Consider the following 17,556-nt stretch of genomic DNA (forward strand, 5'->3'; position numbering starts at 1 on the left):
ACCCCGACCCTCTCCCACAGGGAGAGGGAGAAAGGCCATTACAGCGCCAGCAGACGCTCAACGGACGGCGCAAAGTAATAGCCGCCGGTCACCGGTTTGGTGAAGCGCAGCATCGCGTCGCGCTTGCCGTCGGTGTCACCGAACATGCTCAGCAGCTGCTGCTCAATGTTATACAGGCGCGCACAGTAGGCGCAGAAGTAGAGGCCGTGCGTGCCGCTTGCGGTGCCGTACGGCAGGCTCTGACGAACAATTTTGAGCCCCTTGCCGTCTTCCTTAAGGTCAACGCGGGTCAGGTGAGAGGTCACCGGACGGTCGTCGCCGTCAATCTCTTCGTTAGCCTCTTTAGTACGACCAATCATCATCTCCTGGTCGTGCACGCTCATGCGGTTAAGCTGCTTGAGGTTGTGCTCCCAGCGCTGCACGAACACATAGCTGCCGCCCGCGTCCACGCCGTCTTTGATCACCGCCACATCGCGACGCGTCTCTTCACCCGCCGGGTTTTCCGTCCCGTCGACGAAGCCGCTCAGATCGCGCTCTTCCACCCAGCGGAAACCGTGAACTTCTTCCTGCACGTCGATGCTGTCGCCAAACGCTTCAACCGCCGCCTGAGCAACGGAGAAGTTCACGTCGTGACGCAAAGAGAGAATGTGGATCAGCACGTCGTACTGCGTCGCCGGAGCCAGGCCTTTGCCGTAAGGGATAAAGTCTTTCAGCTCTTCCGCCCCTTCGCCAGCGCTCAGCTGACGCCAGACGTTATTCCCAAAGGCAACAACGGCGCCGAGGTGGGCTTCCGGGAATTTGGCCTGGAAGGTCGCCAGTTTATCAACAAACGCTTTACTGGCCGCACGCAGGGCATCCACGTCCCCTTTGACATTGGCTTCAATCCAAATCGCCGCGCGGCAATGTTCTGGCAAAATGCCACTCTGAACCTGAGACATCGCTCCTCCTGAAATAAAGATGCCACGTCAGCGTGGCATTGATGGCGGCTATTATACCCGGATTTCAGCGAGGCGGTTTGTTCAGGCGCAAATTACTGCTTCCAGAGTATTTTGCTCACTTTCCAGCTCTTCAGCGTGTCGTCAGACGGCATCAATCCTTCCGGGCCGCTCCAGGTTCCGGTGAAGATATAGCTGATGTGCTGGCTGCCTTGCGCCTTACATTCCACCGCGACCTTGTCGTCAGACGGTACGCTGGTGCAGTTGCCATAAGCCTGCTTATAGAGATCGCCAAACGGGGTGCCTACCTTCACGCCGCTGGCCGTCGGAATATCTTCATCCATCACGGCAATTCGGTTTACCGTGCCTTTGTCACCGTTGATCACCAGCGCCAGCTTGTCGTCCTTCAGCGCTTCGAAGTAACGCACAATGTTACCATTCTCGGTTTTCATGCCGCTGCGCAGACGGTAGTCACTGCTCAGGGCATCCTGAATGGCGTCCTGATCCAGCGCCGTTGACGCGGTAATTTTTCCTACGCCCTGCTCGGTCACTTCGGTGGACGAACCAAACCAGTTCCACGGATAGGCGGCAGACCAGTTAATGGAGGAGAGCGTCGAACAGCCGGTCAACGCCAGCGGGAGAGCGCATAAAAGTAAACGCAGCGATTTCATTGAAACGTCCTTTCTAATTAAATCAACGCTTGTTGGAGTGCGGCATCGGCAAAAAGTGCCGCGCTAATCTGACTCTTGCGTAAAACAGGCGCGTAAGCGGGGATTCGTCAGCAGCCACATCAGCGCCACAATATCCGCCACCACCAGCGCGATGCCTATACCGGAAAGCGGTTCACCCAGCCACCAGAGCACGGGTTGCCAGAACAGCAGCGCAATCTGGGCGAGGATCAGCAGCCAGCGAAGCGCACGCCACAGACGCGGGATGACATGCCGTCGACCGCTGCACAAAAAAGCCACCACCGCCGGTACGCCCGGCAATAAGCCGAGCCAGAAGGCATCGTGATCGGGATAGAAGAGATTCAGCAGCGTATCGCCCTGCCCGCGCGACGCGCCAGCCATCACAAACAGCACCCAGGTGCGGGCCTGGAGGAGCAAAACGCACCAGAATAAGAAAGGCAGCCTGACGCGGCCCTGCGCGTCATAGTCAGCCGGGTGGATCTCAGTACTCTTCATCTTCGATCAGGCGCTTACCCAGCGTCAGCACGTCGGCGTGCTCGTAGCCCAGACGCTCATACATGCCCAACACCACGTCGTTATCTTCCCGCACCATGATCTGGATTTTCGGGCAGCCGCGGGCGATGAGTTTCTTTTCCAGACGATTAAGCAGCGCATTGGCGATGCCGCGCGCCCGGTATTCCGGGTGCACGCCCAGATAATAGGCCGAGCCTCGGTGGCCATCGTAGCCGCCCATTACGGTGCCGACGACCTCGCCGTTCACTTCCGCGATCAGAAACAGGCTGACGTCGTGGTTTACCTTACGCTCGATGTCCATTTCCGGATCGTTCCACGGACGCAGCAGATCGCAGCGCTCCCAAAGGGTGATCACCTCTTCGAAATCTTCCTGGCGAAAAACGCGTATCTCCATGGTATTAACTGCCTTTTCGGGTTTAAAAACAGTGATTATGGCGTGAACGGGACGTTTAGCCAATAACCGGGGAAAATCTCGCCAAAATTTGGCATAATGTCACTTTGTCACGTATTGAAATGAAAAGTAAAACAATTCTCAATAAGGACTGTCGTAACGGGAAACACGATACGATATAACACCAGGACCCCATTTTTTAGTATTCAGGCCGCATGAGCACATTCAAACCATTAAAAGCACTCACATCGCGTCGTCAGGTTCTCAAAGCGGGGCTGGCGGCCTTAACGTTAACGGGCATCGCAAAGCAGGCTCAGGCTAAAGACGAAAGCACGCTTAAAACCAACAACGGGCACAGCAAGCCGAAAACCAAAAAGCCGGGCGCAAAGCGTCTGGTGATGCTCGACCCGGGCCACGGCGGGATTGATACCGGCGCCATTGGCAAAAACGGGTCGAAAGAAAAACACGTCGTGCTGGCGATTGCAAAAAATGTGCGATCGATTTTACGCAGCAACGGCATTGACGCCCGCCTGACGCGCTCCGGCGACACGTTCATTCCGCTGTACGACCGCGTAGAGATTGCCCATCAGCACGGTGCGGATCTGTTTATGTCGATCCACGCGGACGGTTTTACCAACCCGTCAGCCGCGGGCGCCTCGGTGTTTGCCCTCTCCAACCGCGGCGCCAGTAGCGCCATGGCGAAGTACCTCTCCGACCGTGAAAACCGGGCGGATGAAGTGGCCGGGAAGAAGGCCACCGATAAAGATCATCTCTTACAGCAGGTGCTGTTTGACCTCGTGCAGACGGACACCATTAAAAATAGCCTGACGCTCGGCTCGCATATTCTCAAGCGGATTAAGCCGGTGCACCGCCTGCACAGTAAAAGCACCGAACAGGCGGCGTTTGTGGTGCTGAAGTCACCGTCCATCCCGTCCGTGCTGGTGGAAACCTCCTTCATTACCAACCCGGAAGAAGAGCGACTGCTCGGCACCACGGCGTTTCGCCAGAAGATCGCCAACGCCATCGCCTCCGGCATTATCAGTTACTTCAACTGGTTCGATAACCAGAAAGCGCACTCCAGGAAACGCTGATGAAACCCAATGCACAGCTGGTCAAAACGTTCCTGCTGCAGCTGCAGGATGAGATTTGCCGGAAACTGGCCGCCGCAGACGGCAGTGAATTCCAGGAGGATAGCTGGCAGCGCGAAGCGGGCGGAGGCGGACGCAGCCGGGTGCTGCGTAACGGGGGCATCTTTGAACAGGCGGGCGTGAATTTCTCCCACGTTTACGGCGATGCCATGCCCGCGTCTGCGACGGCGCACCGTCCTGAGCTGGCGGGCCGCAGCTTCGAAGCGATGGGCGTCTCGCTGGTGATCCACCCGCATAACCCGTTCGTGCCGACCAGCCACGCCAACGTACGCTTTTTCATTGCAGAAAAACCGGGGGCCGATCCGGTCTGGTGGTTTGGCGGCGGTTTCGACCTCACGCCCTACTACGGTTTCGAAGAAGATGCCGTGCACTGGCACACCACCGCGCGCGACCTCTGCCAGCCGTTTGGCGAGGACGTATACCCGAAATTCAAAAAGTGGTGCGACGACTACTTTTACCTGAAGCACCGCGACGAGCAGCGCGGCATCGGCGGATTGTTCTTTGACGATCTCAACACGCCGGATTTTGACACCGCGTTCAGCTTTATGCGCGCGGTGGGTGAAGGCTTTACCGACGCGTACCTGCCGATTGTCGAACGCCGTAAAAACACCGACTACGGCGTGCGCGAGCGCGAGTTCCAGCTTTATCGTCGCGGGCGCTACGTGGAGTTCAACCTGGTGTGGGATCGCGGGACGCTGTTTGGCCTCCAGACCGGCGGACGCACGGAGTCAATTTTGATGTCGATGCCGCCGCTGGTGCGCTGGGAGTACTGCTACGAACCAAAAGAAGGCAGCCCGGAGGCTGCCTTGAAGGAGTTTATTCAGGTTCGGGACTGGGTGTAACCCTTACCCCTCACCCCGGCCCTCTCCCCAAAGGGGCGAGGGTGAAAAGACGGCTCGGAGCTGTCCCCTCTCCCCTCAGGGGAGAGGGTTAGGGTGAGGGGTGGGGTTAATTACAGCGGCTGCGTCTGCGCCTCAACCACCGCCAGCGCCACCATGTTCACGATACGACGCACGGAGGCAATCGGCGTTAACACATGCACCGGTTTCGCCACGCCCATCAGCACCGGCCCCACGGTCACCCCTTCAGAACTGGAGACACGCAGCAGGTTATAGCTGATACGCGCCGCTTCCACGTTCGGCATAATCAGTATGTTCGCCGATCCCTTCAGCGGGCTGTCCGGCATGCGTTCGTTACGGATACTCTCCACCAGCGCGGCATCGCCGTGCATTTCGCCGTCAATCATCAGCTCAGGCGCGCGCTCGCGCACCAGCTCCAGCGTCTGACGCATTTTGCACGCCGCCGCAGATTTAGACGAACCAAAGTTAGAGTGCGACAGCAGCGCCACCTTCGGCTCGATACCAAAGCGACGTACGGTTTCCGCAGCCATCACCGTGATCTCCGCCAGCTCGTCCGGGGTCGGATCGTCATTCACGTAGGTATCCGCAATAAAGGTGTTGCCGCTCGGCAGCAGCAGCGCGTTCATCGCCCCGGCGGTGTGAACGCCGTCACGATAGCCGAAGATCTCCTGCACCACGCTGAAGTGCTCGTGATAATCGCCGATGGTGCCGCAGATCAGCGCATCCGCTTCGCCGCGATGAACCATGATCGCGCCAATCACCGTGGTGTTGCTGATCACCGCCCGCTGCGCCTGCTCCTGGGTGATCCCGCGACGCTTCATGATCGCGTAGTATTCATTCCAGTACTCCTTGAAGCGCGGATCGGATTCGTTGTTGACGATCTCGAAGTCGACGCCCGGCTTAATCTGCAGGCCCAGCTTCTGAATGCGCATCTCGATCACGCTCGGACGACCAATCAGGATCGGTTTCGCCAGCCCTAAGGTGATCAGCTCCTGCGTGGCATGGAGCACGCGCGCCTCTTCCCCTTCCGCCAGCACCACGCGCTTCGCGTCGGCGCGCGCCTGGGAGAAGATCGGCTTCATAAACAGGTTGGTTTTGTAGACAAACTCGGTGAGCTTATCGACGTACGCGTCGAAATCCTGAATCGGACGCGTCGCCACGCCGGAGTCCATCGCCGCTTTGGCAACGGCTGGCGCAATTTTGACAATCAGGCGCGGGTCGAACGGTTTAGGAATGATGTAGTCCGGGCCAAAGCTCAGATCCTGATCGCCATAGGCAGACGCAACCACTTCGCTCTGCTCGGCGTGCGCCAGCTCGGCGATGGCGTGAACGGCGGCCAGCTTCATCTCTTCGTTGATTGCCGTGGCGCCAACGTCCAGCGCACCGCGGAAGATGAACGGGAAGCAGAGCACGTTGTTGACCTGGTTCGGGTAGTCCGAACGGCCGGTACAGATAATGGCGTCTTCGCGCACCGCTTTCGCCAGCGGCGGCAGAATTTCCGGCTCAGGGTTCGCCAGCGCCAGAATCATTGGCGCGCGCGCCATCTTCTGCACCATCTCCTGGGTCAGCACTTTCGGGCCTGAACAGCCGAGGAAAATGTCCGCGCCGTCAATCACGTCCTCAAGCGTACGCTTGCCGTCATCTTCCACCGCGTACGCCGCTTTGGTTTCCGCCATGTTCGGCTCGCGGCCCTTATAGATCACGCCTTTGGAATCGCAGACCACAATGTTGTGTTTCTGCATCCCCAGCGCCACCAGCAGGTTCATACAGGCGATGGCCGCAGCCCCCGCTCCGGAGACCACCATGCGCACGTCGGAGAGATTTTTCTCTACCACGCGCAGGCCGTTAAGAATGGCAGCGGTGCTGATAATCGCCGTACCATGCTGGTCGTCATGGAACACGGGAATGTTCATACGCTCGCGCAGCTTCTGTTCGATATAGAAACATTCCGGCGCTTTGATGTCTTCAAGGTTGATGCCGCCGAAGGTCGGCTCCAGCGCGGCCACCACATTGATGAATTTATCGGGATCGAGTTCGTCCACTTCGATATCGAACACGTCAATACCGGCGAATTTCTTGAACAGAACGCCCTTCCCTTCCATCACCGGCTTACCGGCCAGCGCACCGATATTGCCCAGGCCGAGCACCGCCGTCCCGTTAGAGATAACGGCGACAAGGTTGCCGCGCGCGGTGTATTTGTAGGCCGCCAGCGGGTCTTTTTCGATCTCCAGACACGGGGCAGCAACGCCCGGCGAGTAGGCCAGCGCCAGATCGCGCTGCGTCGCCAGCGGCTTGGTGGGGGAGACCTGAATTTTACCGGGGACAGGGAACTCGTGAAAATCGAGGGCACTCTGTTTCAACTGCTCATCCATCTTATTTTTCCTTTCACGTATCGATCAAAAGGGTGACGTAAGCGATCCTGATGCACACCCTGGTGTGTCGCCTAGTATCGCCTCAGGACAGCGCATAAACTTTGAAGGCTGCCAAACTCTCACCATCACACATTAAAAATTGTTATCAATTTATATCAGCCATGTTACCCGTCTCAAAAGCAATGCCTCCCCCGTCTGCTATGCTTTTTTGTTAAGTCCATCATGATTTTCTCAGAAGTGTGAACTAACGCACTCATCTAACTCTTTTATTTCCAAGGAGTAATGATTTATGAACCAGCTAGACGGCATCAAACAATTCACCACCGTGGTTGCAGACAGCGGCGATATCGAGTCGATTCGCCACTATCAGCCGGAGGATGCAACCACCAACCCTTCGCTGCTGCTCAAAGCGGCGGGGCTTGCCCATTTTAGTCATCTGATTGATGACGCCATTGCCTACGGCAAACAGCGCGGGAAAACGCAGGAGCAGCAGGTTGCTGAAGCCAGCGACAAGCTGGCGGTTAATTTTGGTGCGGAAATTCTGAAAAGCATTCCGGGGCGCGTATCGACCGAAGTGGACGCCCGCCTCTCCTTCGACCAGGAAAAGAGCATTAACAAGGCGCGCCGCCTGGTGGAACTCTACCTGGAGCAGGGGATCGATAAATCACGCATTCTGATTAAGCTCGCGTCGACGTGGGAGGGCATCCGTGCGGCGGAGGTGCTGGAAAAAGAGGGGATCCACTGCAACCTGACGCTGCTGTTCTCCTTTGCGCAGGCGCGCGCCTGTGCCGAGGCGGGCGTGTTCCTGATCTCGCCGTTTGTCGGACGTATTTACGACTGGTATCAGGCGAAACAGCCGATGGATCCGTACGTGGTAGAGGAAGACCCTGGCGTGAAGTCGGTGCGTAATATCTACGATTATTACAAACAGCACCGCTACGAGACCATCGTGATGGGCGCCAGCTTCCGCCGTACCGAGCAGATCCTGGCGCTCGCGGGCTGCGACCGCCTGACCATCTCCCCTGATCTGCTGAAAAAGCTGCAGGAGAGCGACGAAACGGTGATCCGCAAGCTGGTACCAACCTCTACCGTACTGCCAAAACCAAAAGCCATGACCGAAGCAGAGTTCCGCTGGGAGCACAATCAGGACCCTATGGCCGTGGAAAAACTGGCGGACGGCATCCGCCAGTTCGCCGTCGACCAGCGCAAACTTGAAGATCTTCTCGCCGCCAAACTTTAACCTTGCCACGGAGTGAACTATGTCCCGTAAAGAGCTCGCCAACGCCATTCGCGCCCTCAGCATGGATGCCGTGCAAAAAGCCAATTCCGGCCACCCTGGCGCCCCGATGGGGATGGCCGATATTGCTGAAGTGCTGTGGAATGACTTCCTGAAGCACAACCCTAACGACCCGACCTGGTACGACCGCGACCGCTTTATTCTCTCTAACGGTCACGCCTCGATGCTGCTCTACAGCCTGCTGCACCTTTCCGGCTACGATCTACCGCTGGAAGAGCTGAAAAACTTCCGCCAGCTGCACTCTAAAACGCCGGGCCACCCGGAGATAGGCTATACGCCGGGCGTTGAAACCACCACCGGACCGCTGGGCCAGGGGCTGGCGAATGCCGTCGGGCTGGCGATTGCCGAGCGCACCCTGGCCGCGCAGTTTAACCAGCCGGACCATGAGATTGTCGATCACTACACCTATGTCTTTATGGGTGACGGCTGTCTGATGGAGGGGATCTCCCACGAGGTCTGTTCGCTGGCGGGCACGCTGGGGCTCGGCAAGCTGATTGGCTTCTACGACCACAACGGCATCTCCATCGACGGGGAAACCGAGGGCTGGTTTACCGACGATACGGCGAAGCGCTTTGAAGCCTATCACTGGCACGTGGTACACGAGATCGACGGCCACGATCCTGAGGCGGTAAAAAAAGCGATTCAGGAAGCGCAGAGCGTGAAGGACAAACCGTCCCTGATTATCTGCCGCACCACCATCGGCTTCGGCTCGCCGAACAAAGCGGGCAAAGAAGAGGCGCACGGCGCAGCGCTGGGCGAAGAGGAAGTGGCGTTAACCCGGCAGAAGCTGGGCTGGAAATACCCGCCCTTTGAGATCCCCAAAGAGATCTACAGAGCCTGGGATGCGCGCGAGGACGGTGAGAAAGCGCAGCACGCGTGGAACGAAAAATTTGCCGCCTACAAAAAAGCGCACCCGGAGCTGGCCGCCGAGTTTTCCCGCCGCATGAGCGGTGGCCTGCCAGAGGACTGGGACGATAAAACCCAGGCGCTGATTGAAAACCTGCAGTCTAACCCGGCGAAAATCGCCACCCGTAAGGCGTCGCAAAATACCCTGAACGCGATTGGCCCTATCCTGCCCGAACTGCTCGGCGGCTCGGCGGATCTGGCGCCGAGTAACCTGACCATCTGGTCGGGCTCGAAATCGCTGAAAGAGGACATTGCCGGGAACTACATCCACTACGGCGTGCGCGAGTTCGGGATGACCGCCATTGCCAACGGCATCGCTCACCACGGCGGCTTCGTGCCGTACACTGCCACCTTCCTGATGTTCGTCGAGTACGCCCGTAACGCGGCGCGCATGGCGGCGCTGATGAAGGCGCGGCAAATCATGGTTTATACCCACGACTCCATCGGTCTGGGTGAGGACGGGCCAACGCACCAGGCAGTGGAACAGCTCGCGAGCCTGCGCCTGACACCGAACTTCAGCACCTGGCGTCCGTGCGACCAGGTTGAGGCTGCGGTCGGCTGGAAGCTGGCGGTTGAGCGCCACAACGGGCCCACGGCGCTGATCCTGTCGCGTCAAAACCTGGCGCAGATTGAGCGCACGCCGGAGCAGGTGAAAAACATCGCCCGCGGCGGTTACATCCTGAAAGACAGCGGCGGCAAGCCGGACGTGATCCTGATTGCCACCGGCTCTGAGGTGGAAATTACGGTGAAAGCGGCGGAGAAACTGACCGCCGAAGGTCACGCGGTGCGCGTGGTATCTCTGCCTTCAACGGATATTTTTGACGCGCAGGATGAGGCGTACCGCGAATCGGTGCTGCCGTCCAGCGTCGCGGCGCGCGTGGCGGTCGAGGCCGGTATTGCCGACTACTGGTACAAATATGTGGGACTGAAAGGAGCGATTGTTGGCATGCGGGGTTACGGTGAATCCGCTCCTGCCGACAAGCTGTTCCCGTATTTCGGCTTTACCGTTGAGAACGTGGTGGAGAAAGCGCTGAGCGTGTTGTAATGCGACAGCGCCATCCGGCAAAACTAGCGAGTGATCCATAGCGTGGGCCAGGCGTCTGGCCCATTCCAGTTATCACAGCTCGGCTCTTCGGCGTAGCGCACCAGACGGAAACGCTGGCCGTCATAACGCCAGCGCGTCTGGATCCCACAGTCTCCGATCCCGCGTCCCAGCGCCAGCGTCGTCAGCTCGCGCGTCTTCTCATCAAAGCGGGTATTCATGAGCTCCATGTCACTGCTCTGGCTGGAGGGGGTAAACGGCAGACGCAGCCTGACGCTTCTTGCAGCAAACGGTGTTTTACGCGACACCACCCACGCCAGGTCGACGGTATTGTACGCGCCCGCTTCACAGCTGATGATCATCAGCGCTTTGTCATCGGTCAACGCGGTCACGCGCACTTCCCGACGGTTTGGGTCGAGGGAGCACTGGCTGTGGTTCATGCGCCAGTTACCGTAATCCAGCAGATCGTTCAGTTCGCCATGCGTCAGCGGCGTCGGCGTCGGGTTCACGACGGCTACCTTTTTTAACGCGGGTGCTGGCGGCACGCTTAGCGGCGGGCCATCCCCTTTTTTAATCCATGCCGTTTCGCTGCCAACGCGCTTCTGCTGGGCGTCGATAAACAGCAGCGCCGCTTTCAGACCGACCAGAGAGATCGTCTGCTTTCCTCCGCGCAGGGTCAGAGCCTGCCCTTCCTGAATGGTTTTCAGAAACGTGGTAATGGTGCCCGTGTCGTCGGTCTTGAGATGCCAGGGCGTTAACTGCCAGTGCGGTGCAGTGAGTTTTAACGGAACATTGTCGAGCAGCAGGCGCGGGGCAATGTCAGGCTCTTTTACCGGCTGGGTCGAAAGTCCGCCGAGATCGATGCGCAGGCTGGCGTCCGTTTTCGCACCGGCGCTACGGCTCAGGGTCATGACCAGACCGTAATGTTCGCCGGTATTGCGCGCTACGCAAAAATTCTGGTTGTTGCAGGTAACCTGCCAGTCTGAGAAGGACTGCTGCGCAGGCGCAGCCCACACCCGCGGTGCAGGCAGCACGCAAAAAACGAAGAGAAGAAAAACGCAGTAGCGCATGAATGGCACAGCCCCGGAAACGAATAGGTCAATCTGGGGCGTATCTTCGTGCCCAGGACGGGCGGGCTCAATCGGATTTATCGGATAGATTTATCTGAAATACAACTTATCACGATACCTGAGTGCCGTTCATCAGTCCGCTGGTTTGCAGATATTGCAGCAGGATCACCGCTTTACCGTCGCGGATTTCGCCGCGTTTCACCATCTCAACGGCCTGAGTGAAAGGCATTTCCAGCACTTCAATGTCTTCATCCTCGACGCCGCCGCCGCGGTGCGTGCGCTGGGCATCGGTATATTCCGCAATAAAGAAGTGGACCAGCTCGGTGACACCGCCAGGGGACATGAAAAGCTCAAAGACTTTTTGCACCTCTCCCACTTCAAAACCCGTCTCCTCGACGGCCTCCTTGCGGATGCAGACTTCCGGCTCATCGTCATCAAGCAGACCGGCGCAGGTTTCAATCAGACGCCCGTCCTCGTTGCCGTTGACCCAGGTCGCGACCCGAAACTGGCGAATCAGCACCACGCTCTGCTTTTCACGGTTATACAGCAGAATGGTTGCGCCATTGCCCCGGTCGTAGACTTCGCGTTTATGGCGAATCACGTCACCGTTCTTACGGGTTAAATCGTAAGTGATGTTACGCAGAACAAAGTAATTTTCAGAAAGGATTTTGTCTTTGATAACGGTAATGTTCAGGGACATACGGGCTCCACGGCAAAATGAGTCTGTTTATACTACCCCGTGAAGCCCGCTTTGTCGTCCGTCGGCTCAAGCGGCGCGTTTCTTCTCGCCAGATTTCAGGTTAATGCCCAAAGCGGCTTTTGGATCAATAACCTTATCTTTAGTATGAATAAGCTATTTGCTCGCTACCGCGTTATCAGGCAATGTACAACTGCCCGTGACCAGTGGCTGAGCCATTTTATGCAGAGATCCGTTCCGTGACCGTTAAACGACCCGTTTCAGGGAGCCTTGCCTGGGCTTTCTTTTCGATCATTGCCTTGTCTGTGCTGACCAGCACCGTCGCGCTGCTGACGCTTGCCAGCAGCCAGCGTGACGCTGAAGCCATCAATATTGCGGGTTCACTGCGTATGCAGAGCTACCGTCTCGGCTATGAAATGCAGCGCAACAGCCCCTCTCTCATCGCGCATCGCGAGAGCTGGCAGCGGACGTTAAGCGCCCCCTCCCTGCAGAAGTTGAACCGCTGGTACGTCCCGGATAACGTTAAAGCGCGCTATCAGCAGCTGCACGTGGCCTGGCTGGAAATGGATAAGCACATCGCCCGCGGCGACAGCGCCTGGTATGACGCGCATATTGAGGATTTTGTCGGCCGCATTGATGCCTTTGTGCTCGCCCTCCAGCACTATACCGAACATAAAATCCAGACGGTGACCCTACTCTCTCTGGCTGGCGCGCTCGGGATCCTGCTGCTGACGCTGTTTACCCTGCGGCGCATTCGTCGCCAGGTGGTGTTGCCGCTGAACAATCTGGTGGCGGCCAGCGAACGCATTGAGCGAGGCGAATTTACCACCCCAGCGCCGGACACCGCCCTGCCCAACGAACTGGGCCAGCTCTCCCGCGCCTTCAACCATATGTCGGGCGAGCTGCATACTCTGTATCGTTCGCTTGAAGCCTCCGTCGCGGAAAAGACGCGGCATTTACATGAGGCTCACCAGCAGCTCGACATGCTGTTCAAATGCTCCCAGGCGCTTAATACCGGGCAGATAGACAGCCTGTGCTTCCGGCACATTTTGCAGATTGTCCATGAATACACGCAGATGAATTACCTGGAATTACGCACCAGCGACGACTGGCGGCTGTGTGAAGGCACGGAGTCGGACGCTCTCCCTCTGCAAAACCTGCCGGTTCTGATGCAGGACACCCTCTACGGCGAGCTGCGCTGGCAAAGCGAGACGGGCAGCGTTCCTCTTCCGCTGATGAGAAGCGTAGCGACCATGCTCGGGCGCGGGCTCTACTTTAACCAGGCGCAAAAGCATTACCAGCAGCTGCTGCTGATGGAGGAGCGCGCCACCATCGCCCGCGAGCTGCATGATTCGCTGGCGCAGGTGCTCTCCTATCTGCGGATCCAGCTCACGCTGCTTAAACACGCCGTACCGGAAGATAATGCCCCCGCGCAGGCGATCATTACCGACTTCTCCCGCGAGCTGAACAACGCCTGGCAGCAGCTACGCGAGCTACTGACCACCTTCCGCCTGACGCTGAATCATGCGAATTTACCCGCGGCGCTGCAGGAGTCCCTCGATGCCCTGCAGAGCCAGACGCAGGCGAAGCTGCATCTCGACTGCCGTCTCTCCTCGCTGGCGCTGGATGCGCAGAAGCAGGTGCATTTGCTGCAGATCGTGCGTGAGGCCGTGCTCAATGCGATCAAGCACGCGCAGGCCAGCGAAATCACCGTCAGTTGCGTGACCGCCGTGGACGGTACGCACAGCGTCAGCATTCGCGATAACGGCATCGGGATTGGCGAGGCCAGCGAGCCGCCGGGACACTACGGGTTGAACATTATGCGAGAACGCGCGCAACGGCTCGGCGGAATGCTGCACTTCTCCCAGCCGCAAAACGGCGGCACGCAGGTCAGCGTGACGTTTCCGGTGTCCGCGCCGTTAACCGGTAAATAACGGTAAAGGAGGAAGCGCAGAGAAAAGCGCATGATAATTTACACTATCTCCTTTATTTCTCCACGTTTGGTCTTCGTCTTGCCGCTACAGTGATGCGGGCAATAAACAATAATGACGTGCAGCAAAACGAGGTCACTTTTTCATGGCGAATTTTTTCATCGATCGCCCCATTTTTGCCTGGGTACTTGCCATTCTGTTATGTCTGACGGGTGTCCTGGCCATTACTTCACTTCCTGTTGAGCAATATCCCGATCTGGCGCCGCCTAACGTGCGGGTCACGGCAAACTACCCCGGCGCTTCCGCACAGACGCTGGAAAATACCGTGACGCAGGTTATCGAGCAGAACATGACGGGCCTGGATAACCTGATGTACATGTCGTCGCAAAGCAGCGCGACGGGTCAGGCGACGGTCACCCTGAGCTTTAAGGCAGGCACTGACCCGGACGAAGCGGTGCAGCAGGTACAAAACCAGCTGCAGTCGGCCATGCGTAAGCTGCCCCAGGCCGTGCAGAACCAGGGCGTCACCGTGCGTAAAACCGGTGATACCAACATTCTGACTATCGCCTTTGTCTCCACCGATGGTTCGATGGATAAACAGGATATTGCGGACTACGTCGCCAGTAATATTCAGGACCCGCTCAGCCGCATTAACGGCGTCGGGGATATCGACGCCTATGGCTCACAATACTCAATGCGCATCTGGCTCGATCCCAACAAGCTGAACAGCTTCCAGATGACGGCAACCGACGTAACGGATGCCATCAAAGCCCAGAACGCGCAAATTGCCGTGGGGCAACTGGGCGGAACGCCTTCCGTCGATAAACAAGCGCTGAATGCCACCATTAATTCACAGTCTCTGCTGCAGACTCCGGACCAGTTCCGCAACATCACCCTGCGCGTGAATCAGGATGGCTCAGAAGTGCGTCTGGGCGATGTCGCCACGGTGGAAATGGGCGCTGAAAAATACGACTACCTGAGCCGCTTTAACGGCAACCCGGCCTCCGGTCTGGGGATCAAGCTGGCCTCCGGCGCGAACGAAATGGCGACGGCGAAACTGGTGTTAGACCGTCTGGATGAGCTGTCGCAGTATTTCCCGCACGGGCTGGAATACAAAGTCGCCTATGAAACCACCTCCTTCGTTAAAGCGTCGATTGAGGATGTCGTGAAGACCCTGCTGGAAGCGATCGCCCTGGTGTTCCTGGTGATGTACCTGTTCCTGCAAAACTTCCGCGCGACGCTGATTCCTACCATTGCCGTCCCGGTGGTGCTGCTGGGTACCTTCGCGGTGCTCTATGCGTTCGGGTACAGCATTAACACCCTGACGATGTTTGCGATGGTGCTGGCGATTGGCCTGCTGGTGGATGATGCCATCGTGGTAGTCGAAAACGTCGAGCGCATCATGAGCGAAGAGGGGCTCACCCCGCGACAGGCGACGCGCAAATCGATGGGACAAATCCAGGGGGCGTTGGTCGGTATCGCGATGGTGCTGTCGGCAGTCTTTATCCCGATGGCCTTCTTTGGCGGTACAACCGGGGCGATTTACCGTCAGTTCTCAATAACCATCGTCTCGGCGATGGTGCTCTCTGTGCTGGTAGCGCTGATCCTCACTCCTGCGCTTTGCGCCACGATTCTTAAGCCGCTGCATAAAGGGGAGCACCACGGTCAGAAAGGATTTTTCGGCTGGTTTAACCGTATGTTCAACCGCAACGCCGCGCGGTATGAATCTGCCGTCGGTAAAGTGCTGCACCGCAGCCTGCGCTGGATGATGATTTACGTTGTGCTGCTGGGCGGCATGGTGTGGCTGTTCCTGCATCTGCCTACTTCGTTCCTGCCGCAGGAAGACCGGGGAATGTTCATCACCTCGGTGCAGCTCCCGAGCGGATCCACGCAGCAGCAAACGCTGAAGGTGGTTCAGAACGTAGAGCAGTACTTCTTCACCAAAGAGAAAGATAACGTTGTGTCAGTCTTCTCTACCGTCGGCTCCGGTCCGGGCGGGAACGGGCAGAACGTCGCCCGCATGTTTGTCCGCCTGAAAGACTGGGACGAACGCGACGCCAAAACGGGAACCTCGTTTGCCATCATTGAACGCGCAACCAAAGCGTTTGCGCATATTAAAGAAGCGCGCGTCTTTGCCAGCAGCCCGCCGGCCATCAGCGGTCTCGGCAGTTCTGCCGGGTTTGATATGGAACTGCAGGACCACGCCGGTGCGGGGCACGCGGCGCTGATGGCCGCGCGCGATAAGCTGCTAGAGCTTGCAGGGAAAGATCCCGGCCTGACCCGCGTTCGTCATAACGGTCTGGATGACAGCCCGCAGCTGCAGGTGGATATCGATCAGCGTAAGGCGCAGGCGCTGGGCGTGTCGATCGACGATATTAACGACACCCTGCAAACGGCGTGGGGCTCAAGCTACGTCAATGATTTTATGGATCGCGGCCGCGTGAAAAAAGTGTATGTCCAGTCTGCCGCGCCGTTCCGCATGTTGCCGGGGGATATTAACCGCTGGTTTGTACGCAATAATGCGGGCGGAATGGTGCCCTTCTCGGCCTTTGCCACGTCACGCTGGGAGAGCGGTTCGCCGCGCCTGGAGCGCTATAACGGCTATTCCGCGGTTGAGATCGTCGGGGAAGCCGCGCCGGGCGTCAGCACCGGTACCGCCATGGACACCATGGAAAAGCTGGTGCAGCAGCTGCCCGCCGGTTTTGGTCTGGAATGGACGGCCATGTCTTACCAGGAGCGTCTCTCCGGGGCGCAGGCCCCTGCCCTGTATGCGCTTTCTCTGCTGGTGGTCTTCCTTTGCCTTGCCGCGCTGTATGAGAGCTGGTCGGTTCCGTTCTCCGTGATGCTGGTAGTGCCGCTTGGGGTTATCGGTGCGCTGCTGGCAACCTGGATGCGCGGCCTGGAGAACGACGTTTACTTCCAGGTGGGGTTACTCACGGTGATCGGGTTGTCGGCGAAAAACGCCATTCTGATCGTAGAATTTGCCAACGAGATGAATGCCAAAGGCCACGAGCTGATGGCCGCCACGCTGCACGCCTGCCGCCAGCGCTTACGTCCGATCCTGATGACCTCGCTGGCGTTCATTTTTGGTGTACTGCCGATGGCAACCAGCACGGGTGCAGGCTCCAGCAGCCAGCATGCGGTGGGTACCGGTGTAATGGGGGGCATGATTTCGGCCACCATTCTGGCGATTTATTTCGTTCCGCTGTTCTTTGTGCTGGTGCGTCGTCGCTTCCCGCTCCGGGAACGACAGGAATAACCCGCAGCCATAAAAAAGGCGGCTTTATCGGCCGCCTTTTTATTGTGTGATTAATTCACACTATGGTTATTTTACTTATTTTAGTGCTCTTGCAATTCTTACTGAATGTCATTTACGAAGCATGCCTTCGATAAAATCTTTCCAGTTCCCCAGTTCACGTTCAATCATAACAACCTCTCTTATTATTATGCGCATTCTACGAAAACGTATCATCATTGTGAAGACTATTTAACCAATTGCTGTGATTGTACCCCGCCACCGCTGGAGATTTATGATAAATATGAACGGAGAACCTTAAATTTTGTGTGACGGCCAGCAATATTTTGAAATAACCCTACGGACGGGTGAGTTTTATTTTTCCCGTTGAGTTTAAGAGCAATTTAACCCTGATGGACTTCTATGCTTAAATGGTGAAAGAATATTCAGCGTACAGCTGTGAGTTGAAT

At 57.6% G+C, this 17,556-nt stretch carries 14 protein-coding genes; 6 read left to right on the plus strand and 8 right to left on the minus strand.

Annotation, left to right across the window (positions count from 1 at the left end):
- Positions 1 to 38: 38 nt before the first annotated feature.
- The 4 genes from ACWKXT_RS12240 to ACWKXT_RS12255 all read right to left on the minus strand — a co-directional run bounded on the left by ACWKXT_RS12240 (position 39) and on the right by ACWKXT_RS12255 (position 2,531).
- Positions 39 to 938 (minus strand): Dyp-type peroxidase, encoded by a 900-nt coding sequence (locus ACWKXT_RS12240; protein WP_454529057.1) that lies wholly within the window; start codon positions 936 to 938, stop codon positions 39 to 41.
- 92 nt (positions 939 to 1,030) lie between these two features.
- On the minus strand, positions 1,031 to 1,606 hold the full coding sequence (locus tag ACWKXT_RS12245; protein ID WP_454532542.1) for an RpoE-regulated lipoprotein: 576 nt from the start codon (positions 1,604 to 1,606) through the stop codon (positions 1,031 to 1,033).
- A 63-nt stretch (positions 1,607 to 1,669) separates the two neighbouring features.
- Entirely contained in the window at positions 1,670 to 2,119 is a 450-nt protein-coding gene (locus tag ACWKXT_RS12250) for a DUF2919 domain-containing protein (protein ID WP_041908792.1), read from the minus strand.
- A complete protein-coding gene (locus tag ACWKXT_RS12255) occupies positions 2,106 to 2,531 on the minus strand; it encodes a GNAT family acetyltransferase (protein WP_454532543.1) in 426 nt (141 codons plus the stop codon). Before ACWKXT_RS12255 ends, ACWKXT_RS12250 begins: the two co-directional genes overlap by 14 nt.
- Positions 2,532 to 2,743: 212 nt before the next feature.
- Between ACWKXT_RS12255 and amiA the strand changes: the two genes are divergently transcribed.
- Positions 2,744 to 3,619 carry an N-acetylmuramoyl-L-alanine amidase AmiA gene (gene amiA, locus ACWKXT_RS12260; protein ID WP_454529059.1) on the plus strand — a complete coding sequence of 292 codons (876 nt, stop codon included), beginning with the start codon at positions 2,744 to 2,746 and terminating at the stop codon, positions 3,617 to 3,619.
- Entirely contained in the window at positions 3,619 to 4,518 is a 900-nt protein-coding gene (gene hemF, locus ACWKXT_RS12265; protein ID WP_454529060.1) for an oxygen-dependent coproporphyrinogen oxidase, read from the plus strand. Before amiA ends, hemF begins: the two co-directional genes overlap by 1 nt.
- A gap of 110 nt (positions 4,519 to 4,628) precedes the next feature.
- On the opposite strand, the gene maeB is transcribed toward hemF, so the two are convergent.
- Entirely contained in the window at positions 4,629 to 6,908 is a 2,280-nt protein-coding gene (maeB, locus tag ACWKXT_RS12270) for an NADP-dependent oxaloacetate-decarboxylating malate dehydrogenase (RefSeq protein WP_454529061.1), read from the minus strand.
- Positions 6,909 to 7,197: 289 nt separating this feature from the next.
- On the opposite strand from maeB, the gene tal reads away from it, so the two are divergent.
- A complete protein-coding gene (gene tal, locus ACWKXT_RS12275) occupies positions 7,198 to 8,148 on the plus strand; it encodes a transaldolase (RefSeq protein WP_454532544.1) in 951 nt (316 codons plus the stop codon).
- A 19-nt stretch (positions 8,149 to 8,167) separates the two neighbouring features.
- Positions 8,168 to 10,156: a transketolase gene (tkt, locus tag ACWKXT_RS12280; RefSeq protein ID WP_454532545.1), complete on the plus strand. Its 1,989-nt coding sequence runs from the start codon at positions 8,168 to 8,170 to the stop codon at positions 10,154 to 10,156.
- Positions 10,157 to 10,179: 23 nt separating this feature from the next.
- On the opposite strand, the gene ACWKXT_RS12285 is transcribed toward tkt, so the two are convergent.
- Both ACWKXT_RS12285 and nudK read right to left on the minus strand, forming a co-directional pair.
- The gene (locus ACWKXT_RS12285) at positions 10,180 to 11,223 is read right to left on the minus strand and encodes a DUF1176 domain-containing protein (RefSeq protein ID WP_454532546.1); all 1,044 of its coding nucleotides are present in this window, start codon (positions 11,221 to 11,223) and stop codon (positions 10,180 to 10,182) included.
- A 109-nt stretch (positions 11,224 to 11,332) separates the two neighbouring features.
- Entirely contained in the window at positions 11,333 to 11,923 is a 591-nt protein-coding gene (gene nudK, locus ACWKXT_RS12290; protein ID WP_454529064.1) for a GDP-mannose pyrophosphatase NudK, read from the minus strand.
- A 236-nt stretch (positions 11,924 to 12,159) separates the two neighbouring features.
- On the opposite strand from nudK, the gene narQ reads away from it, so the two are divergent.
- On the plus strand, positions 12,160 to 13,854 hold the full coding sequence (narQ, locus tag ACWKXT_RS12295) for a nitrate/nitrite two-component system sensor histidine kinase NarQ (protein WP_454529065.1): 1,695 nt from the start codon (positions 12,160 to 12,162) through the stop codon (positions 13,852 to 13,854).
- A gap of 142 nt (positions 13,855 to 13,996) precedes the next feature.
- The gene (gene acrD / locus ACWKXT_RS12300) at positions 13,997 to 17,110 is read left to right on the plus strand and encodes a multidrug efflux RND transporter permease AcrD (protein WP_454529066.1); all 3,114 of its coding nucleotides are present in this window, start codon (positions 13,997 to 13,999) and stop codon (positions 17,108 to 17,110) included.
- A 108-nt stretch (positions 17,111 to 17,218) separates the two neighbouring features.
- Here acrD and ypfM read toward each other — a convergent pair whose 3' ends face one another.
- Complete coding sequence (ypfM, locus tag ACWKXT_RS12305; RefSeq protein ID WP_015572204.1) at positions 17,219 to 17,278, minus strand: protein YpfM; 60 nt, start codon at positions 17,276 to 17,278, stop codon at positions 17,219 to 17,221.
- Between the last annotated feature and the right edge of the window lie 278 nt (positions 17,279 to 17,556).

The organism is Enterobacter sp. UPMP701 (assembly GCF_053709515.1).